Annotated in this window: 27 protein-coding genes; 12 read left to right on the forward strand and 15 right to left on the reverse strand. The window is 52.3% G+C overall.

Annotation, left to right across the window (positions count from 1 at the left end):
• From bioD to bioB, 5 genes are all read right to left on the reverse strand, one after another.
• A partial coding sequence (bioD, locus tag D6694_04090; GenBank protein RMH45830.1) for a dethiobiotin synthase occupies positions 1 to 608 on the reverse strand: 608 nt, incomplete at its 3' end.
• The gene (bioC, locus tag D6694_04095; protein ID RMH45831.1) at positions 605 to 1,465 is read right to left on the reverse strand and encodes a malonyl-[acyl-carrier protein] O-methyltransferase BioC; all 861 of its coding nucleotides are present in this window, start codon (positions 1,463 to 1,465) and stop codon (positions 605 to 607) included. The genes bioD and bioC, both read right to left, overlap by 4 nt.
• Complete coding sequence (gene bioH, locus D6694_04100; GenBank protein RMH45832.1) at positions 1,456 to 2,232, reverse strand: pimeloyl-[acyl-carrier protein] methyl ester esterase; 777 nt, start codon at positions 2,230 to 2,232, stop codon at positions 1,456 to 1,458. Before bioH ends, bioC begins: the two co-directional genes overlap by 10 nt.
• A complete protein-coding gene (bioF, locus tag D6694_04105) occupies positions 2,229 to 3,434 on the reverse strand; it encodes an 8-amino-7-oxononanoate synthase (protein RMH45833.1) in 1,206 nt (401 codons plus the stop codon). The genes bioH and bioF overlap by 4 nt, the downstream gene beginning before the upstream one ends.
• Complete coding sequence (gene bioB, locus D6694_04110; protein ID RMH45834.1) at positions 3,434 to 4,480, reverse strand: biotin synthase BioB; 1,047 nt, start codon at positions 4,478 to 4,480, stop codon at positions 3,434 to 3,436. The genes bioF and bioB overlap by 1 nt, the downstream gene beginning before the upstream one ends.
• A 224-nt stretch (positions 4,481 to 4,704) precedes the next feature.
• On the opposite strand from bioB, the gene D6694_04115 reads away from it, so the two are divergent.
• The 3 genes from D6694_04115 to D6694_04125 are packed head-to-tail and all read left to right on the forward strand — an operon-like array spanning position 4,705 to position 7,802.
• Positions 4,705 to 5,250 carry a ComF family protein gene (locus tag D6694_04115; GenBank protein RMH45835.1) on the forward strand — a complete coding sequence of 182 codons (546 nt, stop codon included), beginning with the start codon at positions 4,705 to 4,707 and terminating at the stop codon, positions 5,248 to 5,250.
• Between the two features lie 33 nt (positions 5,251 to 5,283).
• Entirely contained in the window at positions 5,284 to 6,624 is a 1,341-nt protein-coding gene (locus D6694_04120; protein ID RMH45836.1) for an MATE family efflux transporter, read from the forward strand.
• Positions 6,621 to 7,802, forward strand: coding sequence for a hypothetical protein (locus D6694_04125; protein ID RMH45837.1), 1,182 nt, complete (start codon positions 6,621 to 6,623; stop codon positions 7,800 to 7,802). Before D6694_04120 ends, D6694_04125 begins: the two co-directional genes overlap by 4 nt.
• Here the strand turns inward: D6694_04125 and D6694_04130 are convergent.
• The 3 genes from D6694_04130 to gcvA are packed head-to-tail and all read right to left on the reverse strand — an operon-like array spanning position 7,732 to position 10,508.
• Entirely contained in the window at positions 7,732 to 9,036 is a 1,305-nt protein-coding gene (locus tag D6694_04130; protein RMH45838.1) for a hypothetical protein, read from the reverse strand. The genes D6694_04125 and D6694_04130 overlap by 71 nt on opposite strands.
• Positions 9,037 to 9,047: 11 nt before the next feature.
• Positions 9,048 to 9,530: a YajQ family cyclic di-GMP-binding protein gene (locus D6694_04135; GenBank protein ID RMH45839.1), complete on the reverse strand. Its 483-nt coding sequence runs from the start codon at positions 9,528 to 9,530 to the stop codon at positions 9,048 to 9,050.
• Between the two features lie 21 nt (positions 9,531 to 9,551).
• A complete protein-coding gene (gcvA, locus tag D6694_04140) occupies positions 9,552 to 10,508 on the reverse strand; it encodes a transcriptional regulator GcvA (protein ID RMH45840.1) in 957 nt (318 codons plus the stop codon).
• Positions 10,509 to 10,737: 229 nt separating this feature from the next.
• Here gcvA and D6694_04145 point away from each other — a divergent pair, with 229 nt between their 5' ends.
• Entirely contained in the window at positions 10,738 to 11,064 is a 327-nt protein-coding gene (locus tag D6694_04145; protein ID RMH45841.1) for a hypothetical protein, read from the forward strand.
• A gap of 241 nt (positions 11,065 to 11,305) precedes the next feature.
• Positions 11,306 to 12,358, forward strand: a complete 1,053-nt coding sequence (locus D6694_04150; GenBank protein RMH45855.1) for a patatin-like phospholipase family protein — start codon at positions 11,306 to 11,308, stop codon at positions 12,356 to 12,358.
• Here the strand turns inward: D6694_04150 and D6694_04155 are convergent.
• From D6694_04155 to D6694_04165, 3 genes are read right to left on the reverse strand one after another with little or no spacing between them, the layout of a single operon-like run.
• Positions 12,355 to 13,239, reverse strand: a complete 885-nt coding sequence (locus tag D6694_04155) for a radical SAM protein (protein ID RMH45842.1) — start codon at positions 13,237 to 13,239, stop codon at positions 12,355 to 12,357. The two genes, D6694_04150 and D6694_04155, sit on opposite strands and share 4 nt — an antisense overlap.
• A 4-nt stretch (positions 13,240 to 13,243) precedes the next feature.
• Positions 13,244 to 14,479, reverse strand: a complete 1,236-nt coding sequence (locus tag D6694_04160; protein ID RMH45843.1) for a DUF819 family protein — start codon at positions 14,477 to 14,479, stop codon at positions 13,244 to 13,246.
• A gap of 8 nt (positions 14,480 to 14,487) precedes the next feature.
• Complete coding sequence (locus D6694_04165) at positions 14,488 to 14,940, reverse strand: DUF962 domain-containing protein (GenBank protein ID RMH45844.1); 453 nt, start codon at positions 14,938 to 14,940, stop codon at positions 14,488 to 14,490.
• A gap of 50 nt (positions 14,941 to 14,990) precedes the next feature.
• On the opposite strand from D6694_04165, the gene D6694_04170 reads away from it, so the two are divergent.
• Genes D6694_04170 through D6694_04180 form a run of 3 tightly spaced genes read left to right on the forward strand, consistent with a single transcriptional unit; the run spans position 14,991 to position 16,708 of the window.
• Positions 14,991 to 15,524 carry an O-acetyl-ADP-ribose deacetylase gene (locus D6694_04170; protein ID RMH45856.1) on the forward strand — a complete coding sequence of 178 codons (534 nt, stop codon included), beginning with the start codon at positions 14,991 to 14,993 and terminating at the stop codon, positions 15,522 to 15,524.
• Entirely contained in the window at positions 15,460 to 15,873 is a 414-nt protein-coding gene (locus D6694_04175; GenBank protein ID RMH45845.1) for a hypothetical protein, read from the forward strand. The genes D6694_04170 and D6694_04175 overlap by 65 nt, the downstream gene beginning before the upstream one ends.
• Before the next feature lies 1 nt (position 15,874).
• A complete protein-coding gene (locus D6694_04180) occupies positions 15,875 to 16,708 on the forward strand; it encodes a zinc-dependent peptidase (GenBank protein ID RMH45846.1) in 834 nt (277 codons plus the stop codon).
• 85 nt (positions 16,709 to 16,793) lie between these two features.
• Here the strand turns inward: D6694_04180 and D6694_04185 are convergent, their stop codons facing one another.
• Entirely contained in the window at positions 16,794 to 17,003 is a 210-nt protein-coding gene (locus D6694_04185; GenBank protein RMH45847.1) for a cold-shock protein, read from the reverse strand.
• A gap of 317 nt (positions 17,004 to 17,320) precedes the next feature.
• Here D6694_04185 and D6694_04190 point away from each other — a divergent pair, with 317 nt between their 5' ends.
• Positions 17,321 to 18,685, forward strand: a complete 1,365-nt coding sequence (locus D6694_04190; protein RMH45848.1) for a peptidase M23 — start codon at positions 17,321 to 17,323, stop codon at positions 18,683 to 18,685.
• Complete coding sequence (locus D6694_04195; protein ID RMH45849.1) at positions 18,682 to 19,800, forward strand: anhydro-N-acetylmuramic acid kinase; 1,119 nt, start codon at positions 18,682 to 18,684, stop codon at positions 19,798 to 19,800. The genes D6694_04190 and D6694_04195 overlap by 4 nt, the downstream gene beginning before the upstream one ends.
• Here the strand turns inward: D6694_04195 and D6694_04200 are convergent.
• Complete coding sequence (locus D6694_04200) at positions 19,772 to 20,464, reverse strand: phosphatase PAP2 family protein (protein ID RMH45850.1); 693 nt, start codon at positions 20,462 to 20,464, stop codon at positions 19,772 to 19,774. The genes D6694_04195 and D6694_04200 overlap by 29 nt on opposite strands.
• Before the next feature lie 5 nt (positions 20,465 to 20,469).
• Positions 20,470 to 21,669: a tyrosine--tRNA ligase gene (locus D6694_04205; GenBank protein RMH45851.1), complete on the reverse strand. Its 1,200-nt coding sequence runs from the start codon at positions 21,667 to 21,669 to the stop codon at positions 20,470 to 20,472.
• Between D6694_04205 and D6694_04210 the strand changes: the two genes are divergently transcribed.
• Positions 21,614 to 24,625 (forward strand): DEAD/DEAH box helicase, encoded by a 3,012-nt coding sequence (locus D6694_04210; protein RMH45852.1) that lies wholly within the window; start codon positions 21,614 to 21,616, stop codon positions 24,623 to 24,625. The genes D6694_04205 and D6694_04210 overlap by 56 nt on opposite strands.
• 58 nt (positions 24,626 to 24,683) lie before the next feature.
• On the opposite strand, the gene D6694_04215 is transcribed toward D6694_04210, so the two are convergent.
• Positions 24,684 to 25,043: a hypothetical protein gene (locus D6694_04215; GenBank protein ID RMH45853.1), complete on the reverse strand. Its 360-nt coding sequence runs from the start codon at positions 25,041 to 25,043 to the stop codon at positions 24,684 to 24,686.
• Positions 25,044 to 25,246: 203 nt separating this feature from the next.
• Between D6694_04215 and D6694_04220 the strand changes: the two genes are divergently transcribed.
• The gene (locus tag D6694_04220) at positions 25,247 to 25,588 is read left to right on the forward strand and encodes an alkylphosphonate utilization protein (protein RMH45854.1); all 342 of its coding nucleotides are present in this window, start codon (positions 25,247 to 25,249) and stop codon (positions 25,586 to 25,588) included.
• The last annotated feature ends 14 nt before the right edge of the window (positions 25,589 to 25,602 follow it).

Genomic DNA, 25,602 nt, shown 5'->3' on the forward strand with positions numbered 1-25,602 from the left:
AGTTGCGGCGCGGGGAGCATGGTCCGCAGTGTGGCCAAGTTTTCAGCCAACATGGGCATGTCAACGTTAAGAATGTTTGCCACCCAGCCTACAAGTTGAAGTCCCCGATTTTGGATGCTTTCTATAGTCAACAGTGCATGGTTCAAGCAACCGAGGCGCAGACCAACGACCAAAATCGTCGGCAATTGTTTTTGTTGCACCCAGTCCGCCAGTGTTTCACGTTCATTGAGCGGCAGAAGAAAACCGCCGGCCCCTTCGATGACCAGGGTATCGACATCGTAGGCGAAGGCATGGCGAGTTTTTGCCTCAATTTCAGCGATCGACAGCGGCTGATTTTGTTGTTTCGCCGCGATGTGCGGTGCAATGGGAGGTTCAAACACGAACGGATTGACTTCCTCAAGGGGCTGCCAGTCGCCCGCAGCCTGCTGTAATGCCAGCGCATCATCGTTGACCAAACGTTTTCGTTTCGGACACCACTGTGCGCCGCTGGCCACTGGCTTGAGCACCGCGACCTTTCTGCCACGGGCGCGCAACCAGCGAAGCCAATGCACCGAGAACGTCGTTTTGCCAACTTCGGTGTCCGTGCCAGTGACGAAATAGGCGTTCATTTGGATGACCCTGGTTCGTCAAGCGACACGATATAGACATCATCTCGCTTCGCCATCGGCGCTTTGGTTTCACTGCCCCAGGCATGGCCGTACACCACTTCCCATGTGGCTGGAATCCACCCCTCTTCAGTTCGGTAGGGTTCATAGGCGGCCATCAGTTGTTTCAACTTCCCACGCCCCATGAGGCCACCAGACGCCTCGGCCTTGACTGTGTTGGCCCCAATGGCTTTCAGTTCACGCAATAATTGGGGCACGTCACGGTACGTTGTGGTCAGCCACTCCGCATCCATCACGGGCTGACTAAAGGCAGCACGCAACAGGGCGTCGCCCACGTCATGCAAATCAGTGAATTCGTTGACATGCGTACCAGAATCAATGGCCGCCCAACTGGCTCTGAGCTCTTTGAGTGTGTCCACGCCAAAGGTCGAAAACAACAATAATCCTCCGGGTTTGAGCACCCGTTGCCACTCGCGAAAACAGGATGACAAATCATCCACCCATTGCAAGGCAAGATTGGAAAAAAGAAAGTCGATGCTGTTGTCTTCAAAAGGCAGCGCGCTCATGTCACCTATCTGAAATCGCGTTTTGGAAAACCAACGGCGTTTTTTCTTGGCCTGTTGGATCATCCCTTGCGCGATGTCGATGCCAAAGACCTTAGCTTTCGGAAAACGACGTGCCAACGCAAATGTGCATTCACCGGTGCCACAACCGGCATCGACAATTGTGAGCGGCGCACAGCGAATATAGTCCAGCCGTTCCATGAGCCGCTGTCCAATTTCCCGTTGGAGTACGGCATGGTCATCGTAGGTCTGTGCTGCTTTCGAAAATCGAGAGGCGATGCGCTCGGTCAGTGACATGCTGCCTCCAAAAACGGTGCCACCACATCCAAAAAAGCGTCCGGGTGCGAAATAAACGGGGCATGGCTGGCTTTAGCGAAAATATGTTGCTGACTGTTCGGCGCCAAAGCCGCCACGTCATCGGCCGATTTCACTGGCACCAGACCGTCCAACCGTCCGTAGAGACGTAACCAAGGGCAGGTGATTTGCCCGATCTGTGCTCTCAGATCCGTCGTACGGAGGATATCCAAACCACCGCGCAAGGCGCGCGGTGCTGGCTCGCCGTACTGAAATACCTGCGTCTTCAGAAATTCAATGTCGTCCCGCTGGGTCTCGCTGCCCATGGTTTGAATCGCAAGAAATCGGATCAAGGTGCCTCGGTAATCCTCAAGCAACAGGCCAGCAAACTGATCCAGCACTTCCGGTTTCATGGCGTGAGGCCAGTCTGGTGCCTGAATAAAACGCGGTGAGGCCGCCACCGTGATCAACCCTTGCACCTTGTCCGGATGGCTGGCGGCAACATGCATGGCCAGCATGCCACCCAGTGACCATCCCAACCACAGGGCCTGAGACGGTGCCACATCAAGCACTTGCGAAGTCAGCATATCCATGGTGTAGGCTTGGTTGGGCACAGCGGAGCGACCAAATCCCGGCAAATCCACAATATGCACACGGTATTTCTGCGACAGCCAAGGCACCACTTGCGCGAAAATTCCGCCATGCAAGCCCCAGCCATGGAGCATCACCACATCCGGCCCTTGGCCAATTGTTTCCACGAAAGGTTTCATGTTGTTTGCCTCGATTCAATAACTTCTGCGTCGCGCCAAAGCGACCGATGCTGCCACAATGACGTGAGCAGCCGTTCAATGTCTTCTTGACGGTGCTGTGCCGACAACGTGATGCGCAGGCGCGCCGCGCCTTTTGGCACCGTCGGTGGTCGGATGGCTGGCACCCACAGGCCATCTTCGGCCAGCGCTTCTGCCAACTTGAGCGCGCGTGCCTCGCAGCCGACCACTATCGGCTGAATGGCGGTTTCCGAAATCGCCGCTCGCCCCATCTGCGTTAAACCAGCGGTGAACTGTTCGATGTTTTTGCGTAATTGCTGGCGCAGTTCCGGTTCATGTTCGAGACACTGAATGGATGCCAATACCGCAGCGGCAGCGGGCACGGGCAAAGCAGTGGTGTAAATATAAGGCCGGGCGAATTGACGAAGCGCCTCGATAATTTCGACGGGACCGGCCACCGCCGCGCCAAAGCCACCAAGTGCCTTGCCAAAGGTCACCGTCAATGCCGAAAGTTCATCGGGTCTGATACCTTGTGCTTCCACCAAGCCGCCACCGTTGTCGCCCAACACACCGATGCCATGGGCATCGTCCACCACCAGCGCGGCGTCATGTGCACGCGCGAGCGCGACCAGTGCTGGCAATGGCGCACAATCGCCATCCATTGAAAACACGCCATCTGTCCAAATGATTTTGGGAGCGTTGTTTTTCTCAAGCAGCTGAGCTAAATGCGCCATATCCAGGTGACGATAACGACGAAATTTCGCCTGCGATAGCCGAAGGCCGTCGATGATGGATGCGTGCACCAGCCGGTCAGCCAAGACCTCGACCTTATTGACGAGCACTACAGAAGCAATGGCCAGATTGGCCATGTAGCCTGTCGAAAACAACAGGGCCGAAGCACAACCTGTGAGCCTTGCCACGGCCGCTTCCAATTCGTCGTGTGGCGCATAATGACCGGTGACCAAGTGTGACCCGGTGCTCCCCCAGCCAAAGCGGCGAACCGCCTTGGCGACTGCTTCTTTCACTTTCGGGTGATGGGCAAGCCCTAGGTAATCGTTTCCTGAAAAGTTGACGTAGCGCGCGCCATCATGCACGCGCACCCGGCCATCTGCCTCGGTAGCTGGCCGGGCAATGCGCCATAATCCCGCACTTCGCCAGTCCTCGAGTCTTCGCTGAATACTTTGGTCAAGCCAGGCCGGTGTCATCAATGTGCCGCATCATGATATAGAGCAGTTTCATCTCGCCATACGGGCGCTTCGGTCATCAAACTATCCCCTGCTTCGGCCTCAATCTCAATGCCAAGCTCAGCCAGCAAACGCTGATCTTTTTCTGTTTGCGGGTTCGGGGTAGTCAGCAATTGTTCTCCATAGAAGATGGAGTTCGCACCCGCCATAAAACACAGTGCTTGCAGTTCGTCGCTCATGGATTCGCGACCTGCGGACAATCGAACATAGGCGCGAGGCATCAGGATACGAGCCACGGCAATGGTCCGCACAAACTCAAACGGCGAGACTGGCTCTGCATTCTCCAATGGCGTACCTTTCACCGCCACCAGTTGATTGATAGGCACTGAATCTGGATGCGCCGGGAGTGTGGCCAGTGTCCACAACATCTGCCAGCGATCTTCTTCACTTTCGCCCATGCCGATGATTCCGCCAGCACATACTTGGATCCCGGCATCACGCACATAGGCCAGCGTCTGCAATCGATCAGCAAAGGTGCGGGTGGTGATGATTTCACGGTAGTAGCGCTCAGACGTGTCAATGTTGTGGTTATAGTAGTCCAATCCAGCTTCTTTGAGTGCTTGCGCTTGGTCTTGCGTCAACATCCCTAGGGTGACACAGGTTTCCAGACCCAGCGCCTTGACTTGACGCACCATTTCAAGCACAACGCGAAAATCTTTGTCCCGCGGGCGACGCCAGGCTGCGCCCATACAAAAGCGGGTTGCGCCACGCGCTTTTGCGGCCCGAGCCCGCTCCACCACTTCTTCCACGGCCATCAATTGTTCGCGCGTCAGCCCAGTATCATAGCGTGCACTCTGCGGACAATACTTGCAGTCCTCCGGACAGGCGCCCGTTTTGATGCTAAGCAGAGTGCTTGTCTGAACACGGTTCGGACGAAAATGCATTCGATGGATCCTTTGTGCTTGATACACAAGCTCCATCAATGGATGCGCGGCAATGGCATAAACTTCCTCTCGCGTCCAGTCATTGCGCGGCTGTCCGCTGAACAATTTTTCTTCTGAAATCATTTATAATGGCTCCTCAGCATGGATGCCTCGGATGATACAAGGCCAGCCAAAACTGTCAACCTGGAGCTCGCACGGACGTGAACAACTGGTTATTTTTTGACCGCTCTCAATTTTTTGGTATTTGTCCTGTGTGTCGATACGCATTGGATGCGCCCTACCTCTGCCTCTCATGTCGAAAGGCAATGTTGACGAACCACCCTCGCTGCCCAACCTGTGCAGAACCCATGGCGAGCGAGACGATGGCTTCTTGTGGGCAATGCCAAAAACGTCCCTTGCCAATGACTCAGGTCGTCGTTGCCACGGATTATTCCCGTGCCGCACCACTGATTCACGGCCTTAAGTTTCGACATCAACATCACTGGGCTGAAGTGTGCGCTGAACTGCTCTGGCAACGCATACAAACGGATGGCATTGAAATCCCTGGTCCATTGGTACCGATGCCGCTTCACTGGCGTCGAAAACTTTGGCGAGGCTACAATCAGGCCGAGCTGATTGCCCGGGCGCTTAGCCGCCGTCTTGAACAACCAGTTGTCACCCTCTTACGCCGAAAGCGTGCCACCAAAAAACAACACGAACTGCCCAAATCACAGCGCCGACGAAATGTCTCAGGTGCCTTTTGCTGCCGTCAGACACCACCGAGTACTGTCATCCTGATTGATGATGTGATGACTTCGGGAGAAACAGCGGCGGCCGCGACTAAGGCCTTGCATCACGCCGGATGCCAAAAAGTTTTCCTCTGGTGTGTGGCCAAAACATCGCGTTTGCAGTAGCCTAGCACCATTCACAACCAGTCTTTTGCTCCGGTGCTTTCTGCTGCTCACGCTCGTCGAATATTGACACTCACACTGCCCATTCTGGGTGGTATGATTTCGCAAAACATTCTTAACCTCGTCGATGCCGCGATGGTCGGCCGTCTTGGCTCAGCTGCGTTAGGCGCAGTTGGCTTGGCTGGGTTTGTGAACTTTTTGGCCATGAGTCTCTTTATTGGCCTGGCCACTGGCGTGCAGGCACTGGTCGGCCGCTTTATCGGCGGCAATCGAATCTCAGAGGCAGCCTATCCTCTCAATGCCAGTCTACTGCTCAATCTCGTGATCGCCGTTCCGCTCTCTATCCTACTGGTGCCATTGTCTGACGCCATCATGCGAGCGCTGACCAGCGAGCCCGCAGTGATCCGAGAAGGGACCCCTTATCTTCAAACACGTATGGCGGCCATTGCCGCCATGGGTGCCAACTTCAGTTTTCGGGGTTTTTGGTCAGCAGTCGGGCGCCCTGGCGTTTATTTGCGGACGCTGCTAGCCATGCATGTATTAAATGTGGTGCTCAATTATGTCCTAATTTTTGGTAAGTTCGGCGTGCCTGCATTGGGCACTCTTGGCGCTGGCCTTGGCACCGCCATTGCCATGACCGTGGGCACACTCTCCTACACGGCGATCGCTTTCAAAAAAGGTCGCCATTATGGTTTCCTTCGCGGCTTACCGAGCACCGAGACGATGGGGCAACTTATCCGTACTGCGCTGCCGGCCTCCGTTCAGCAATTTTTCTTTTCTGCCGGGTTTACCGTCCTGTTCTGGATTATTGCGCAGATCGGCACACAAGAACTGGCAGCTGCCAATGCTGTGGTGAATTTGATGCTGGTGGCCATTTTGCCTTGCGTGGCATACGGTATTACGGCCAACACACTGGTCAGCCAAAGCCTTGGCGCCAAACGACCGGAAGCGGCATACCAGTGGGGGAAAGAAGTGGTGCTGGTGGCCATGGCGAGCGTGTTCGTCATTGGCCTGCCAATGGGACTGTGGCCAGAACCCATCTTGAAAATCTTTTTGCATGAACCTGAAGCTTTGGCCAAAGCCATTATTCCACTTCGCATCGTCGGATTTGGGATGATTGTGGATGCGGTGGTCCTGGTATTATTCAATGCATTGCAAGGCGCTGGTTTGGCGCGTCAGGCCATGACGGTGAGCCTCTTGACGCAGTGGGGATTTTTCTTGCCCTTGGCTTGGTTGGTTGGGCCATATCTCGGTTACGGACTCTCCGCCATCTGGGGCGTGCAATTGATTTATCGCATCATACAAACGATCTGGGTATATCATTTGTGGTCACACCGGGATTGGCAAAAACACCTCGATTTTGGAGTGACATCATGAATTTGCACCGGGCGGTCAGACAACTTTCCCAAATGACAAAAGAAACGTTCTCGCAATTGAGCGACAGCGAATTACATCAGTACGCTCAAGCAACTGGTGTGCCCGTTGAGGACCTGAAAAAACTCCAGTTTTCTGGCGTCAAGACGCCCCATTTCAGCCGCAGTTGCCCGCACGGCCATCAATCGCCTAAAGGCCAACACCCGAACGCTTACGCCTTGCTAAAAGATGCGGTCGCTTTCTCGGCCCATGCCCCCCATCCAGATGAACTTGCTAAATTCAGCATTGAAGACCAGCTCAGAATCCTAGGTAAGCACAGGTTTTACGATCAGTTGGCCGAGGCCATCGCGCATATCTGGCAAACCATGGAAGCTTGGCGGATTGAACACAAGGCATTGCTTGGCGTCGTTCAAGAGCAAAAGCTCCCCAGCGGCCACACCGCCATGAGCCTCGTCCCGTTGAACGCGCAACAGGTTCATCGATTATCACAGTCTCCTGATCACTACACTTTTTTCGCTCAATTAATCTATTACACGCGCCAACACTGGGGCGCCAGTTTGATGCACTGGCGACAGTTGAACCGCCAAACTGCGCGCTGGCCCGAATTTGTGCCGCCGATTGTCATTCCAACGCGAGCGCAAGTGCCTTTTGCTGAGATACTGTGGCGCGGTGTCAATACGGCCATTAAGATCATCTACAGCATTCAGTGGCTATTGATCCAATTACACGGGCCATTCGCCTCTAAAGAGGCTTGGCACAAGACCCAACAACAAAACTACAGTTTTGCTGCGTTGCTGGCCTCCAGCAGCTTATCTACCTTCGAACCCATGGAGCGTTCTCTTGTCATGGCGACACCGGCACACACCATTGACTATATGGTGAAGCATGGCATTTTGAAAACACGTCCTGCCATCGGAGAGCGCACAGGACTTGAGATGTTGTCACCAGAGAAATTTCGGTTGCTGACGCCGACAAACACCTTAGATTTTAGCGAAGCTGCGATAGCGCAACTGCAGACAATGCCACTTTTGGGCGACGTGCTGATCAAAAAGTGCCCGGCACTCAAAGTCAATGTCGTGCGATATATGTATGACTGGGTGGTCGAGGTCGTCAATCATTATCTGCCCCCACAGCTGAATCCGGTGATGACGTCAGAGACAGGTCCCAGCGTTCGCCAATAAGTTGTTTGAGTGTTTCAATACTCGCGCCGGGTAGGCAACTGGCATAGTTTCGCCACCGCCCGATAGAGGAACGGTAAATCGGTCGCACCACCTGATGATAGCTAGGCGTATTAATTTGTTGTTGTCCGCGAGCATGTACATAAAATTTTAATTGTCTTTCGTCGAAAGGTTCCCCTAAGAACGCCATTAAACTCGTCAAAGTACTGCGTGGCTCAGTGACCAATGCTTCATATTCAACCACCCTGACATAACCTGTGTCAGTCACTTCGATATGCGTCACCAGTTCATTTAGCTTAAGCCAATAACGGATGGAATCGGCCATATCCAGAAAAGGCACAAGTGTTGGATGGGGGCGAAACTCCTGCATAAAGGCACTTAACGCGGCATCAAGCGGATGGCGGCGAACAATGACAATTTTGGCATTTGGAAACAGTCTTCGAATCAGTGGCCAAAACAGAAGATTAAGGGGCAATTTATCGACAACGATCGCTGACGATGTTGGCGCTAACTGCCAGTAACGCGCACGCAGTTCTGCTGCTTTCGTATCCGTCAGTGGCGACAATAAATCGCCCCAGTTGGACGCCACTTCAGCAGCCAGTTTCTCCATAATTGGCCATTCGTCAATGACTTGGAAGCGTTCATGTGCGTCAAGCATTTGGTGCACCAGTGTGGTGCCAGATCGTGGATAACCAACCAGAAACACCGGTGCGTTGTCATCTGTCGCATTGGGCTTAGGCTGATAGCGCTTGAGCGCCTCAAGCCAACGCCAAAGCGCGTCATCAAACCACGCACTAGGCCACAATGGCTTGGCATAACCATTGGCGTCACGCGCCGCCTCATACGCTTTTTGCCACTGTCCTGCGGCGTCAAATATTCGAGCGGCTTCGTAGTGACTGCTGGCTCGAAACCACGGCGGAGCATCATTCAACGCCAAACATTCAGCCACTTTCTTTTGTGCCTCGACAAGTTCTCCTTGGCGACGCAGAACGCTTGCTTCTGCCAATTGAATCAGTGGATGTGCCAGACCGCGCGCATGTGCTTCCTGCACAAACTCGGCGGCCTGCGCCACCTGATTGAGCTGTTCACATACACGTATCAAATTCGCCCAAGCGAGCACGTCATCTGGTGTCTCCCGAACTTGGGCTTTCAGAAGTGGCAAGGCTTCCGCTGCACGACCGGACGCCAAAAGCGCCTGAATTTTTTGTCTAATATCCCTATCGGGACCCGATCCCATCAAAGGCACCGCTAATCCCGAAAGTTTTCAAATTGCAAAGGCAAACCAAATGACGCCGCACGAAGGGAGGCGATCACCGCCTGCAGATCATCCCGTTTCTTGCCACTGACTCGAATCTTGTCACCTTGGATCTGCGCCTGTACTTTCAATTTGGTGTCCTTGATGTGCTTGACAATTTTTTTGGCCGTCTCACTGTCAATCCCATTTTGTACCTTCACGGTCATTTTCACCAATTTGCCACTCGCAACAGGCTCCTCTTTTGTGAAAGCAGTGATGTCGATCCCGCGTTTCACAGCGCGTTGGCATAAGACTTCAAACAGTTGTCTCACCTGATAATCACTTTCAGCGTGCAGTATCAACTCATCCCCATTGTCTTCGATGCCAAAGTCAACGCCCTTGAAATCAAACCGGTTGCCCAGTTCTCTACGCGTTTGGTCAAGTGCATTGGTCAATTCATGACGATTCACTTCAGACACCACATCAAATGAAGGCATACGCCCCTCCGTCTTGTGTTCTTATTCTGATGAAGACATTTGCCCTTCTTTCGCATCCAGTGCGACTGTGAAGGCATCTCTCGCCCGCTCTTCGGCAATCAACTCAACCAGCCAATTTTTGAATGCCACAACCTTTGGTCGATCGGCCCAAGCTTTCGGGCAGACTAAGTCATAGGAATAACCGGTTGGCAAGACAATGTCAAAAGGCCGTACCAGTCGTCGGGTTTGAATATCGGCTTGCGCCAACACACTGTGCCCGATCGCAATGCCCTGGCCATACCGTGCGGCCTGCAGCACAAGGTTAGAGTGGCTAAAAATTGGGCCATGTGTGGGGTCGACTTCATCTGCCCCCGCCAACTCGAGCCAACGCCGCCAGTTTTCGGTCGATTCATCATGTAACAGGGTATGATACTTCAGGTCGTTGGGCTCACGAAGAGGCTTGTCTCCCAGTAATAATTCCGGCGCACATACCGGGACCAAGTATTCGTCCAGTAAACCTTCCACTTGCAGATCATCGGAATAGTCGGAAGGCTTGCCAAAGAAGATCTGCACATCGACATCATCTCGCGAGAAATCAGCCAGCTTATCGACCGCCTTAAGGCGAACATCAATGTCGGGATACGCTTTAGAAAATAAATTCAAGCGCGGCACCAACCAGGTGACAGCAAACGTTGGCACCACCGCGACCGTCAACGCACCGCTCATGCCCGCCATTTTCAACCGCTCCGTGGCCTCGCCAAGCTGCTCGAAAATCTTTCGTATGGTTGGCCAGTAAGCTTGGCCTTCTTCAGTCAATAACAGAGTTCGATGACGACGGACAAAAAGCTTTACCCCCAAAAAATCTTCTAATGATTTTATTTGCTGACTCACGGCGGCTTGCGTGACACACAATTCCTCGGCAGCGCGGGTAAAGCTCAAATGCCGTGCGGCCGCATCAAAACCTCTTAAGCTGTTCAGTGGCGGCAATCTTCGTGGCATGACTGTCTCCTTATTTGCGACAAACTTGTCATCATCCTGACATATTCGTGCGCCATCATACGCAGCGTCGGAGCCATTTTATGCATAAATAAAATTTATGCAAGTCATTACAAATGATCGTTTGAATGACAAAGGTAACCGACCTATAGTACGCGCCGTAGCCAAGGCTCGCCCTTGAGTTTACGGAAAGCGCAGGTTTGACGGACTAAACAGCAGCGGGGTGACGAATATGCAACAGTCTGCAGCGTTAAAACGAGTGTCAGCTTTTATTGTCGCGGCACTTTTAATGGTAAATGCTTCTTCCTTTGCTAGCGCATGGCAGGAAGAATCAGAGGCATCGACGGCCAAAATGGTTGTGGTGGCGACTTTGTCGGAACAGCTTTATGCCGAGGTCTATCAGTCTGTCCGCAAAGTCTCGCTGGAAGCGGCGGCACATATGCTGTCTAAATCCGAGCTTATGGCCAGTATGGATTGGATCAAGTCGGTGCCACCGGTTTCAGAAGCGGTCGTGCTTATGGAACCTTTTTCGGCAAAGCCGGTCGGAGTCTCCGAGTAAGTTTTGCCAAGACCCAGTGTTGACGGTTTGTTGTTTGAGTGATGCGTGATTTCCGTAGGAAACTCGCAAAGCCTCCTTGAAAATTGTTAGCGACGTGGTTGAATCAACGCATTAGGCTTCCCTCCCTCCCTGGCCTATGATTCAACCCTTTGCTAAGAGGCCAACTGGACGTTGGCCTTTTTTTTTGCCTAATTTCATTGACTTGGGCATGATAAGCACACTTGGCACTGAAGATCTGCGTATGCTTACCATCAAAGCTGGTCGCAAAGCGCTAAAACTCATCAAGCAGCACGGTCTGCATCCAGAAATGTTTTACGGCATGATTGGTGCGTCCGGCGGCCCAAAATGGTTCACGCTCTACGGCCTTGATGATTATTTGGCCTCTGAGTTTTGGCCAAAGGTCTCGCATCCGATAACCACGTTTGGCAGTTCCGCTGGTGCATGGCGTATGGCCTGTCACGCCTGTCAACATCCAGCCGACGCGCTATCTCGGCTGGCAGAGTACTATGCGCACGAGACCTACTCTCCGAACGCTGACCGTCACGAAATTACCACGAAAGCCCGCAAAATGCTGAGCGCCTGCCTGTCACCCGAAGACCGCCTAAGCATTCTCAACAATGATAAGTTCAGGACCCACATTGTTGCGGTACGAAGTCGTGGACTAACAGCATCTGAACGTCACTGGTCACAGGCACTTGGCTTACTGCTCACGGCCACGGTCAACACGATCAGTCGCCGAGCACTTCGACTGACCTGCGAGCGCGCTGTCTTTTACACCGGCACACACAGCCGTTTTCCAAACGACGGACTGCCCACGCTGTCCGTGCCACTCAGTGACGCCAATTTTGAACAGGCTTTGATGGCATCAGGTGCCATTCCACTCGTGCTCTTTGGTCAGAAAAATATTCCCGGTGCGCCGAATGGCTGCTATCGTGATGGCGGCCTCATCGATTACCATTTTGATGTGCCATTCTCCCAGCACGAAGGTCTATTCCTCTATCCGCACTTTTACGATCACATCGTGCCTGGGTGGTTTGATAAAGCACTCAAATGGCGCAAAGTGCATGCGGCGTGGTTAGAGAATGTAGTGCTGATCGCGCCTAGCCGTGACTTCGTCCGCGCATTGCCCTATCAAAAGATCCCCGATCGAAAAGACTTTACCAAACTGGCCGCGCGTGAACGGTTCTCCTACTGGGAAAAGGTGTTATCAGAAAGCAAGCGCCTTGCAGACGCACTCGACCACATCATCCGGAAAGGGCCCACGCCAGCCTCACTGAGACCGCTCACATCTTAAAGACCGCGCTCCCACTCGGCCCTCAGCGGCACCGTATCCGGCGCCGTGAGGGCTTGATCGATGGTCGCCAATAATCTGTCTTTGTCTCGGGGCAAAGTGCCCTTCAACACCAAATAATTTGAGGCGTGATCCGAGCGAAATAGACTGTTCTCGAGCGTTAACTCCGACAAGAATAATCTTAATTCTTGCAGCAACTCTGGCAAGCTCGGCATTTCAAACTGCCCAGCAAAACCTTCTTGAAGTCGCGCTGTCCCAAACGGAAACGAGACCACTAATGTCGACACATATTTCGGTTGTGTTTCGTTGAGCAACCACGCCGAATGTCGCGCATGTTGCTGCCAGTATTTTCGCCCACCCAACCCGTTCAATATCATCACCGACGTCGTGATGCCTGCTGAGTGTAATTTCAACAGCGCATCTCTATGCGACAAATACGTCTCGCCTTTGTCGACCATTCGCAGAACCTCGTCATCTCCAGATTCGACACCAACGTAAACCAACCGCAGGCCAAGCGCCCGTAGCTCTGCCAGTTCCTCGATCCGCTTACGACGAAGGTTTCTCGGCAAACAATAACTTGAGATGCGTTGAACTTCCGGAAAATACTTTCGAATCAGTATCAGTCTTTCCTTAAGTCGACGCACAGACAGTGCCATGGCATCACCATCTGCCAGGAAGATACGCGGCACATGCGCATATTGTTGGCGCGCCATCTGCAAATCGCGCTCAAATGCTTGCAATGATTTGAACGTAAACCGCTTTTGTGGCGAGGTGTACATTTCGCAAAAACGGCAACGATTCCACGAGCAACCATTGGTCACCTGCAGAATCAATGACTTCCATTCGCTCGGTGGCCGAAATACTGGTTCAATATAGTTCAGCATATCCTTACCCAGCAGGCGCGACCCACTGCATTAACATACCGGTCAACCACGCACCGTACGTGCCAAGCGCATAGCCAAGTACGGCCAATAGCGCGCCCACGGGCGCCAGCGAGGGATGAAACGCCGACGCCACAACGGGTGCCGAGGCGGCACCACCGACGTTGGCCTGACTGCCAACGGCCATAAAGAAAACTGGCGCTTTCAGTAACCAAGCCATTGTCAATAGCAATAAAGCATGAATGCTCATCCAGATAAGACCAACGAGAAAAATACCGGGATTATCCATAATGGCGGTGATGTCCATTTTCAAACCAATGGTCGCCACCAGTACATAAATGAACGCCGACCCCACCTTGGAAGCGCCCGCGGCTTCTAGGTGATGAGCTCGCGTCATCGACAAAATCAGCCCACCTGTGGTCGAAAAGACCACCAGCCAGAAAAATTGGCTTGCCATCGTGCTGTTTTCCATGCCCGGACGATTGGCAAAAAATCCCGCAGTGATATCTGCCAGTGCATGCGCCAGCCCCACGACGCCAAAGGCAACGGCTGCAATCAGCATGAGATCCGTCAACGACGGAATTCGAGCATGCTCTGCCTGAAACTTTTCAACCGATTCTCGCAGTGCTTCAATGGCAGAAGTATCGGCACCAATTTTGTCGTCAATTTTTTTGGCTCTCGCCGCCAAGACCAACAAGACCGCCATCCAAATATTGGCCACAATAATGTCGACAGTCACCATCATTGAAAACACATGATCACCCACGGAAAAAACCTCTTTCATCGCCGCTTGGTTCGCCCCGCCGCCTATCCAACTGCCGGCAATGGTCGTCATGCCACGCCAGACCGCGTCTGGCCCATGACCTGCAACCACTTCAGGGGCCAAGAGGCTCATTATCCATATGGCCGCTGGGCCACCAATCACAATCCCAACGGTTCCCGTGAGAAACATAGCCAACGCCTTAGGCCCAAGCTGCAAGACTTTCTTGAAATCCGTCGCCATTGTCAGTAGCACGAGCGATGCGGGCAATAAATAGCGTGACGCCACAAAATACAGGCGACTTTCCTCGGCATTGACCAGTCCAAAACTATTCAGCAAAGACGGCAAAAAGTAACACAACAACAGGGCCGGGAAGAAAATATAAAAACGCTTCCAGAAACGACTCGGCAAAGCGTGCGTATAAAACACGGCACCAAGCATTACGGCAAGAATACCGAATAACACTGCATCGTTATGAATCATGATCAATCCTATTTTTGGCGAGTGCCCTTGAGTACCCAGGCTGGCCCAATCAAAAGAAATTGTATGTCTTTGAAAAAGGAAGGCTTTTTGCCTTCAATACGATGCCCCCAAAACTGACCAATCCAAGCCAGAATAAAAAGCCCTATTGCCCCCCACATCAGTGGCAAAGACATCCAGGTTTCCCACAACCAAACCACAAGAATATTGGCGAGGGTATAGCTGGTCATCACCACGCTCGGGCGCCACCCGAATTGGCCATAAAATATGGCGATCACAATCACGCCCAGCCACGCCCAGCGAAAATGCCACGGCATCATGGCATCAGGCACCGGCAACGCCCATAACATGGCAAAAACCGTCCAATAAATGACAGGCACACATATCCTATGAATGGCCTTATTCACCGGGTGTTGATGACTTTCGCCGTAGGCATTCAACCAATCGTCCAAGGTTTTTTTCATCCACAAATCTCGCTATGATGGCCACAGTCGAATTTCACCGAAGGTCTAATATGCCGCAAATTTTGCGCGCAATCAAAGACGACATCACTCGTCGGCAAGTGGATGCCATCGTCAATGCCGCCAATCATACCTTGCTTGGTGGCGGTGGTGTCGATGGCGCGATTCATCGTGCGGCTGGTCCTGAACTGCTGGCCGAATGTCGAACACTTGGCGGTTGTGATACCGGAGATGCCAAACTCACCCGCGGCTATCGATTGCCAGCACGTTATATTATCCATTGTGTTGGCCCCGTCTGGCGCGGTGGTCACCATCACGAACCGACTCAATTGACATCTTGCTATCGGAAAGCAATGGCGCTGGCGCGCGCTCATCGCATCACGTCATTGGCCTTTCCTGCCATCTCATGCGGCGTCTATGGTTATCCAAAACAAGCGGCGGCGGAAATTGCTGTCACGACACTCCTTGATGAACTACCCAAAAGTCCTGAAGTACGACTGATCGAGCTTGTGGCGTTCGACGATGACATGCATCGCATCTATCAAAACCTGCTCGGAGGAAGCGAGTATGCCTTATCTGGCCATTAAACACGCACACATGACATTCGTAGCGATCAGTCTCAGTCTTTTTGTGTTTCGTGCGCTCTTAAACCTGCGGGGCGTGCCATGGCGCAACTGGGTGTGGCTGCGCATAGTGCCACACATCAATGACACTTGCCTGTTTCTGGCTGGCGTTTGGCTCGCCGTCATTGGCGGATTTCAACCTCTGGATCACCCTTGGCTGGCCGGTAAATTGGTCCTGCTTCCGTTATACGTCGTGGCGGGTGCCAAAGCGCTGAAAGCCACCCACCGCAAGACACAGTTTCAGTGGACAATCATCGCCATTTGCATTTTTGCTGCTATGCTTGGTTTAGCCATTGTGAAACCTTTTTACTGACATGCAGCAGTGGATTATTGGCACCATTGTCGCCGTCATCGGCATTGGGCTTGTCCTTTGGCTCTTTTTCTGGCCATCATGGCGCGCCCGCCGCATTCTTCAAAAGCCATTTCCACGCCAATGGCGGCGCATCTTGCGCCAGCGAGTACGCCTTTATCAAATTCTGCCACCACCTTTGCAAAGACGACTGGAACACTTCATTCAGCTTTTTATCCACGACAAAAAGTTCTATGGTGCAGCTGGCTTAGTCATCACCGATGCCATTCGTGTGACCATCGCAGCGGAGGCTTGCGTATTGATTCTTGGGCGAACCATCGACGAGTATGCAAAACTCCGCTCGATAGTAGTTTATCCCAGCAGTTTTCTTGCCGATGAACAAAACCAAGTCATTCGCCTAGGCGAAAGCTGGCACAACGGGCGCGTGATCATTGCTTGGGATGAGGTGGCGAACCATAGTCTCTATTTGCCACCTGGTCACAATGTCACAATCCACGAATTTGCCCATCAATTGGACAGCCAGGATGGTTATTCGGATGGCATCCCCAATATTCCAGCTTCGGCGATCCATATCTGGAGCCAGGCCTTCTCTCATGCCCTAGCTGGTTTGAGGCAACAACTCCAGGCTGCCCAGCCGACGTGGTTAAATCCTTACGCAGCCACTAATGCCGCCGAATTTTTTGCCGTCTGCAGTGAAGCATTCTTCACCGATCCATATGCCTTTGAAAAGCATTATCCTGACTTGTTTCAGCTTTTGCGTTCATTTTATCGGCTGGATCCAAGAGAATGGTTCACATCACGCGCATCACAAGATGCGGAAAAAAAACAAGTAAGGTAAAGGGACAATTCCCAGGCGTCGAGACTGGCAATCAACTGGATCAAAAACGCCCGGACTGACCGGGCGTTTTTTTGTTCGAGCCAGTTTATAGCACAGTGATATTTTCTGCCTGCAAACCTTTAGGGCCCTGAGCCACCGTAAATTCGACACGCTGGCCTTCTGCAAGGGTGCGGAATCCGCCGCCACTGATGTTGCTGAAATGCGCAAAAACATCCGGGCCATTCTCTTGCTCGATAAATCCGAAACCTTTTGCTTCATTAAACCACTTTACTGATCCGATAGTCTTGTTTGACATAATTTTTACCTTAACTATTTATTAAAATTGAACTCGGCATGCGCCGATACTCATACTGCTTATTTTGGTGCAGGATATCTAATCAACCGAGGAGACTGGCAAGTACTACCGGAAGGATAACGCGACAACCGCTAAGCCAGGTCAGTATGACGCATTCTCAATATAAGTCAAACGTTTTCTTGAACTAAATTTTTTTATCGACTGCGACGCCACGACTGTACAACGCACCCGCCATACCGAGTGACAACATTGAGGAAGATTGAAATGAATCGTCCCTGTCTTGTAACATGAACGGAATCCGGAACAGGATCACATATATGCTGCGTTCTGACTATAAGCCGAAAAATGACTTTTCACCCCAGGCGGCGGCCTCCGTGGGTCGTCGTCCACTTGTGATGGTAACCCTACTGGCCTTAATTGGCCTATCGATTATTTTCTCAGCGATTTTATTTCGCCCGGCCAAATCTCACACACTTGCGGACAATGACAAAATTGAGACACCAACCACTGCGCCCATGGTACGAAAAACACTGGCACTTGAGCTGCCTGAAGAACAGTCGTCAGTGGGCGAAGAAGCTTTTGGCAACCGGCGGACCGTTGAGGTTATCATCAAACCGGGCGACACTTTGGCTGACGTATTCAAGGCAAACGGCATACCGGCCGCCACGTTGCAACGCATAATACGCTCAGGCAAAGTCGGTAAAAGCCTCGCCACCATTTATCCAGGCCAAAAACTCATTCTGGTCTTCTCTGGCAACGGCCGCTTACTGTCATTACAGACCTGGCAAACACCCGTCAAGCGTTTGGACATCGATCTATCCGGCCCTGAAGTTCGCGCCCAACATGTGGAAAAAGTCATCCAAACCGAAACGGCGTTCGCGGCTGGTGTTATCGAAAACTCCTTTTATTTGGCTGGCAAGAAAGCTGGACTGACCGATGCATTGATTATGGAAATGGCGGGCATCTTTGGCTGGGACATCGATTTTGTGCTGGACATTCGTAAAGGCGACCGATTTCAAGTGGTCTATGAAAAACGCTACGTCGATGGACAGTTTTTCGAAAATGGTCCTATTCTCGCCGCAGAGTTCGTCAATCAAGGCCAAGTGTATCGTGCCGTTCGTTATGTGGACAGCCAAGGCAACGCGGCCTACTACACGCCTGAGGGCTTGAATATGCGCAAAACCTTTTTGCGTGCCCCACTGAATTTCATGTATATCAGTTCGGGCTTCAAACCACGACGATTCCATCCGATTCTCAAACGAGTTCGGCCGCACCGTGGCATTGACTACCGAGCGCCAAAAGGCACACCGGTATGGGCCGCTGGCGATGGCCGTGTTGTCAAAGCAGGGTACAACAAATACAACGGCAATTATGTCTTTATCAAACATGGCGAGCGATACATGACGAAGTATCTCCATTTCTCAAAGCTCGCCGTGAAGACCGGTCAATATGTCAAACAAGGCCAAGTGATTGGCTATGTCGGCGCAACAGGGCTGGCCGAAGCGCCACATTTGCATTATGAATTTCTTGTCGACGGTGTGCACAGAAACCCACGCACAGTCAAATTACCGCAAGCCAAACCGATCAACCCCAAAGAAAAAGCACGGTTTTTGAAGCAGACCCAACCGCTTATCGCCCAGCTTGAGCTGCAATCACGATTGCAGTGGGCCCACCAGCCATGACCTCCACGCACGACGACCGTCTTTTTATCGGTCTCATGTCGGGCACAAGCTTGGATGGCGTCGATGCGGCGCTCGTCCGCTTTACCCCGCACAAGCGCGTCCTGGCGACCAATTACCGACCGTTTTCTGAGCATGAACGCGCACAATTGCGCCAACTCCTCAAGGGTGCTTATCTGCCGGTGCAATGGGTGGAAGCTGGCCGTTTGATCGCGCGTCGATACACTGAGGCGTGTCTGCCGCTCATCAAAAAAGCTGGCGGTCCAGAACACATCGGGGCCATCGGTGCCCATGGCCAAACTTTGTTTCATCAACCCGCCACCAAAACCACACCGGCCATCACCGTCCAATGCCTTGATGCTTTCTGGCTCGCCGAGCACACAGGAGTTGATGTCATTTTTGATTTTCGCCAAGCTGACGTTGCTGCAGGCGGGCAAGGTGCGCCCCTTGTGCCCCCTTTTCATGCCGATTGGTTTGGTCAACCGGAACAGTTACAAGCCGTGATCAACATTGGTGGCATCGCCAATATCACCCTGTTAAATGGCCACGAAATTGTCTGCGGTTACGACATTGGCCCGGGCAATACTTTGCTGGATCAATGGTGTCAACGCCACCTCGGCCAACCCTTCGATTGTGACGGACAATGGGCGGACTTGGGAGACTGTCAAAATGACTGGTTGGACCGTTTACTTGCGGATCCCTATTTCAGCGCGCCGCCGCCGAAAAGCACTGGGCCAGAATACTTCAATCTCACTTGGTTGGCGCAAAAACTTCCGGATATCGAAACTCGCCCGCCAGAAGATGTGCAAGCGACATTGGTGGCACTGACCGCTGAGACCATCGCCCGCGCAAGTCAGCCTGCGACACGGATCATTTTATGCGGCGGCGGCGCACACAATGCTGCTTTGCGACATGAAATTCGCACCCGCAGTCAGCTGCCGGTGGTGGACAGCAACGACCTCGGTCTTGATCCTGACTATGTGGAAGCGGCGGCTTTTGCGTGGCTTGCCTACCAATACCTGCTCGATCAACCAGCCAACGCACCGCAGGTAACAGGGGCCCAAGGCACAAGAATTTTAGGCGCCCACATTAAACGTCGTTCTCTGCTTCAGGGATAACCGGCGGGTAAAACACCGCGACACTCATGGCCACGCCCCAAGCCCACCACAATGACCACAGATTATGAGACAGGAAATGCGCACCACGCAGCGTCTGTGCAGCCCCCAAAACAACAAATAATGTCACGATGCCAACCAAAACCTTCCTCGCCAGTGGTCGGTTGATTTCTCTTAAGAAAAAATACGCCCCCAAGAATGACAATGCCGTTGATACATGCCCAGCCGGCCAACATTGCCCTGTCCTTGTAGTAGCCGGCTCGCTACCAATCAGTGGGACAAAAGGCTGATCTCCCCCGTAACGAATCAAATCCCACGGACAAAATATGTGCGTATGATGTTTGAGAAATGCAATACTCCCTGCTATCAAAACGGAGCTGATCAGCAAGTAATTCAGTCCTCGTACCCACACTGCGGGCAAACCCACTTTGTGGGCAAACAGCCGGATGCCAAGCAGACCTAACCACAGAGCAACGACAACTTTTTTAATGCCATCATGCAATACATCTTGTAATAACCAGTGATTGCGCAAAGGAAATGCGTGTTGCGTCGCATCGTAGATGTGATCTTGCAGCCAGAAATCGAAATCTGTCCATTGACTGACCATGAACAGCACAACGCCGGCCGCCACCCAAGCCGACCATTCGAAAAGATGACTTTTCTTCATTACGCTCAGGCTTGGATCTTAATATGTGCAAAGCGTCGCTTACCCACCTGAACAACGCCAGAAAACCCAGCAGACAAGTGCAACTTGGGATCTGAAATCCTTTCACCATCAATACGTACGGCCCCCTGTTTCACCATACGCATCGCTTCAGACGTGCTCTTGGTGAGGCCCGCATCGCGCAACGCATTGGCAATTGGCAACCCTTCTGGATGGGTCAAACATACTTCAGGCATGTCCTCAGGCAACGCCCCTCGCCTAAACTGGGCATCAAATTGTTGATGGGCTTGCTCTGCTGCTTCAGCCGAATGAAAACGCGCCACAATTTCTTTCGCCAATTCCACTTTGACATCTCTTGGATTTCGACCTTCGCGCACGGCTGTTTTAAGCTGTTCTATCTCCGACTGCGGCCGGAAACTCAACAAATCAAAATAGCGCCACATCAACTCATCGGAAATCGACATCAATTTGCCAAACATCTCGTTGGGTGGTTCGTTGATTCCGATGTAGTTACCCAACGATTTACTCATTTTTTGAACACCATCAAGGCCTTCAAGAATCGGCATGGTCAGGATGATCTGCGGCTTCTGACCATAATCACGCTGCAATTCGCGCCCAACCAATAAGTTGAATTTTTGATCCGTTCCACCGAGTTCAACATCAGCCTCAAGTGCCACAGAGTCATAGCCTTGCACCAATGGATACAAAAATTCATGCAGTGCAATGGGCTGGCCACTCTTAAAGCGTTTACTGAAATCGTCACGCTCAAGCATACGCGCCACGGTATAGCGTGACATCAATTGCACCATATCGGCTGGCGACATCCGATTCATCCACTCGGAATTGAAGCGTACTTCTGTTTTTTCCGGATCCAAAATTTTGAAAATTTGCGCTTTATAGGTTTCGGCATTGGCCTGCACTTCCGCCTCACTTAGCGGACGGCGAGTCACATTCTTACCCGTGGGATCACCGATGCGCCCGGTAAAATCGCCTATGAGAAACACAACGCGATGCCCCAACATTTGAAATTGGCGCATCTTATTGATCAGTACCGTATGTCCCAAATGCAGATCAGGCGCGGTAGGATCAAACCCCGCCTTGACGGTTAACGGTTTGCCGCTGGCCAATCGCTCCGACAAATCGGCTTCTTCAATGATTTCTTCGGCACCACGGCGTATCAGTTCGAGGGCTTGTGCAGTCGAAGTCATATGTTCGTTCATTTCGCAATGGTTGGCATGCCCGAGATTCTACCCCATCCGCACACCGCTTGCCTATGTTACAATGTTGGGATCATTCACCGACATGCGGATTGTCGTGCGAAATTCGACCTCCCTCGCGACCTGGCTGCTCACACAAAAAGACCGGCGTCAAAATAACAAAAATCATCACAGCAAAACCCAACAAATCATCTATCAAGTGGTGTCCTCGCCCGACTGGCATGTGCAGGCAGCCGTTGTCCGTTTGTTTCCTGACAATAGCATTGGCAAGCCGCGTGTTTTGAACTGGGGCCGGTTGCTGAGTGGCAAGTTGCCGGAATGTGCCGATGACGTCGACAAACGTTGGATCGCTCGGCTTGCCCCGACTGGGGGCCGCTGGCACGACGGGACCATTGATATCCTGATTGAAGATATGCTGGTGTACCACCGCCTTTACTGGGCGTCGCTGGAGACACCGCTCAAACGAGGCCGGCCCCGTACCATTGCGCCTCGTTGGACGCAACACCAAGATGGCCGCCAAACACTCACTTGGGTGGCAAACGATGAGCGCTTGATATGGTTGCCTCATTCGAGGTTTGGCGTCTGCCTTGACACCATGAGCATACACGAGCTTGACGTGGACGGTACCCCTGAACGGATGCCGCGTACGCTGTCAATCTGGCCGACCGACGCCATGGGATGGCATCAACAATTCTCCGACTGGGGATTACCTGGGCCAGTCGCACTACCGGTAGCATCGCAGCCTGACTGTCCCCCCATCGGGCATCTCATTTGTCGCAGCCAACCGAGAGACTCAGGTCTCCGACAGCACTGGGCGGACATCGGGTTTCAATATGGCAGCGCGCGCTGCTACGCAGATAGCACGCATCCATATGTTTATGCGCGCCAAACCAGTCGATGGTGCCAATACCGTCGCCAACAAGATACCGAACACCAATGGCTGGAAACCGCCTGCCGCGTAAGTTGGCGAACGCGGACGTTGATCAAGGGGCCTCGTCACACCCTGCCCACCGAGGACGATTGGTTGAACTTTGTTTTGTTCGACATTCCGCTGCTCGAACAACAAGGCTGGCATGTTGAATTTGATGACCAATTTGACTTTCACATTGTCCGAGCCGAACGCATTGAAGGTTGGCTCGACCACAAAAATGATGGATCGGACTGGTTCGAACTGAACTGGCAAGTCGAGGTGAATGGAGAGCAACTGGAACTGCTTCCGATCCTGCTCGGGCAACTCGACGACGTTCACCGGGCACTGGCCGACGCGTCTGGCGGGCGAGCACTCATCAAATTGCCGGATGGACGCAGACTTCTGCTCGAACCACAATGGTTGGACGCCATGGTCACCTTGCTGAAAGAACTGTTCTCCCATCGCCAACCCAAAGACCATCGAGTTCGATTGTCACGTGCAGAGTTGCCATACCTTTTACCGCTGGAAAACACAGCGACATTACGTTGGCAACACGCAGAAAATTGGCGAACGCTCCTGAAGCAATTGCTAGGCCACTTGCCGCTTCCCGACGTCTTGCCGGGATCGGGCTTCCAAGGACAATTGCGCGATTATCAACTTGACGGCATGCGCTGGTTACACCGGCTTGCCGAAGCCGGACTCGGCGGGATTCTCGCGGACGACATGGGGCTTGGTAAAACCATTCAGACCATCGCCATGCTGACACGCCTCAAGACGGACAACCAGCTCAGCCAATCAGTGCTTATTCTGGCGCCGACCAGCGTCCTCTATAACTGGCAACGTGAGCTTGAACGGTTCGCCCCCGACTTCACGGTGACCGTTGTACATGGTGCTGACCGGGAATCGCTTTGGCAAAAACACACCGATATTATCATTACCTCATACCCGCTCGTACTTCGAGACTGGCGACACATTCAAAGCCGAACGTTTTCTGTGCTGGTGCTCGACGAAGCGCAGATGTTGAAAAATCCCCGCGCCAAAACCACCCAAAAAGTCTTCACCATCAGTGCCAGTCGGCGGTTTGCGCTCACCGGCACCCCCATAGAAAACCACCTGGGCGAACTCTGGAGCCTGATGCATTTGGTCAATCCTGGCTTTTTAGGCACGCACGCCACGTTCAACAAGTTGTTCCGCCTGCCCATCGAACGACAGCAGGACACCGCACGCCAAGCACAATTGGCCGCACGCATTGCCCCGTTTATCAAGCGACGCACCAAGCAACAGGTCGAGCAACAGCTTCCTCCCAAAACCGAAATTGTCAAAACCGTTGCGCTGTATGAAGAGCAACAACTGCTTTATGACACGATACGACTGTCGATGCACGCACGTGTTCAAGCGACAATCCAGCAACAAGGGCTCGCGCGCAGTCATCTGACCGTGCTCGACGCCTTGCTCAAACTCAGACAAATCTGCTGTCATCCGCAATTGGTCAACCGCGCTGGGCTACCTTTGCCAAAGCGCTCGGCGAAAACCGATGTGTTGATGAGTATGTTGGTTGAAATGCTCAATGAAGGGCGGCGAATTATCCTCTTTTCGCAGTTTACCCAGATGCTCGACATCATCAGCGGATTATTACATCAGCATGATATGCCACATTTCATGCTGACCGGACAGACGCGAGCACGGCAGTCCATGGTCGATGCATTCCAATCCGGCGAGCGGCCAATTTTTCTTATCAGCCTGAAAGCGGGCGGCACCGGCCTCAACCTCACCGCTGCGGATACGGTCATTCACTATGACCCCTGGTGGAATCCGGCGGTGGAAAGTCAAGCCACTGATCGCGCCCACCGTATTGGTCAAGATAAGTCCGTGTTCGTTTATCGACTCATTTGCCACGGCACGGTGGAGGAAAAAATACAGGCGTTACAGAAAAAGAAATCTGAACTATATGAAAGTGTGTTGCATCAACAAGACAGACAATCAATGCTGAAACTGACCGAAGAAGACATCAACTGGTTGTTCGGTCCACTAACATAGAGACGCACCACCAAAGGCATTTTCCTGCTCTGGTCGGCCAGAGCAGGAAAGCTAATCGTTACTTGGTTCTCACCAAACGTATTTTGACAAAGCCCTCATTGATTTCCAGCGTGTCATCATCAATGATCTTGAATTTTTCACGTTCGTCGCCTTTCACAAAAACCAGATAGCGGTTATCGCCCTCTGACTCCACGACGATGCTGTCATATTCATGTTTCTCACCATCGCTCACAGTATAATTCTCGCCAATGACCAAACGCTTTTCGGCCATTTTTTCATTTAACGCCTGTACCATTGGGTTTTGTGACACATCCCCGCCGATTTCCATCCGGTATTCACCTTCAAAGCCGTGCCCACCGCATGCTGCTAGCGCCAAAGAAAAAACAAGAAACCCTACCATTCGAACGATATTCATCATAAGTCCTCTTTCCTCTTATTAATCCAGGTTCCCAACAACTTATCGGCAGTCGCATTGTCGCGTGCCGAACTTAAGAGTGTACCCAATCTTGCAAGACGGGTGAACAGACATTTTGGTATCAACCATATGGCCTACAACCGAATTTGCCAGGTGACAATACGGCATGTCAAAATAATACTTTGACAGCCTAAAGGTGTTTTATTATGTCAACTCCCATACCAGAATGCCCCAAATGCCACGGGCAATATGTTTACCCTGACCGAGACACATTGATCTGCCCGGAATGTGGTCACGAATGGAATCCCTCGGAGCAACCCGAAGATGAAGAAGCGCTCGTCGTTTTGGATGCCTACGGCAATCAGCTTCATGACGGAGATACCGTCACCATCATCAAGGATCTCAAGGTGAAAGGCGCATCGTCGCCGCTCAAGGTTGGCACAAAAGTGAAAAATATCCGGCTCGTTGATGGCGACCACAACATAGACTGTAAAATCGACGGTTTTGGAGCGATGAAGCTCAAGTCCGAATTTGTCAAAAAAGCATGAAGGGCGAGAAAAGA

The organism is Gammaproteobacteria bacterium (assembly GCA_003696665.1).
In the GTDB taxonomy this organism is placed as follows: domain Bacteria; phylum Pseudomonadota; class Gammaproteobacteria; order Enterobacterales.